Annotated in this window: 1 pseudogene; it reads left to right on the top strand. The window is 42.9% G+C overall.

What is annotated here, in order from left to right:
• Positions 1-802: pseudogene (locus tag AC805_RS26465) on the top strand (hypothetical protein); the annotation flags it as partial.

The raw sequence follows: 802 nt of genomic DNA on the forward strand, positions 1-802 counted from the left end.
ATGCAAAGGATCTGGAAATGCGCCTAAATACTCCTGTCCATACGCTTAAGCAATCTGGTGAATTGGTGATGCCTCAGATTTTTCAGGTGCATAATCTGGGGCGTTTGGGTTTGCAGCGTCGTGAGGAAAAAACAGCTAAAGTTCAAGCGATTATTGCTCATCTTGTCAATCTCGATCCCACCACTAGGGTGATTGATTTTAAGAGGTTTGCTAATTCTGAGGCTCATGGCTTTTGGTTTCGCGATTCTCGTGGGTCTAATGATTTTAAAGATGCCAAAACCTTTGTAATTGTCGGGACTCCCTGTGCCAATATTGCGATGCTTCGTGCGGATTATGTGGCGATGACAGGGTTGCATCCCACTGATAAAGATCCTGCTTTTGCGGCGTTTGTCGATCGCCATATTTTGGCGACGGTAACGCAGTGTTTTGGCAGGAAAACAGGCGATCGCTTTCAAGATGGTGATGTTATTTACTTTTTGTCAGATTTTGATCTGGGTGATATCCCCCATACGCTCATCAAGTCTGGTGATATCACTCCTGATGCGATGTCTAATTTGGAGCTTCTACAACTCAAGGTATCTCAGGTGATTAATTCTGTTACCGATGGTGGGTTTGATTTGCTCAATGCATCGGAACGTCAGTTATGTGACTATTTTGGAATTAAGCGTGGAGTGTTGCTGTACCATTTTGATTGGATCAAACCGTTATTAGATAACCTATATAACCAATTGATCCATAGTTTTAATGAAAAGCTGCATTCTCTTACTGAGCCTTCTGATTTGGGATTGGTTGATCTTTGGGC

It is taken from the genome of Pseudanabaena sp. 'Roaring Creek' (assembly GCF_001402795.1).
In the GTDB taxonomy this organism is placed as follows: Bacteria; Cyanobacteriota; Cyanobacteriia; order Pseudanabaenales; family Pseudanabaenaceae; genus Pseudanabaena.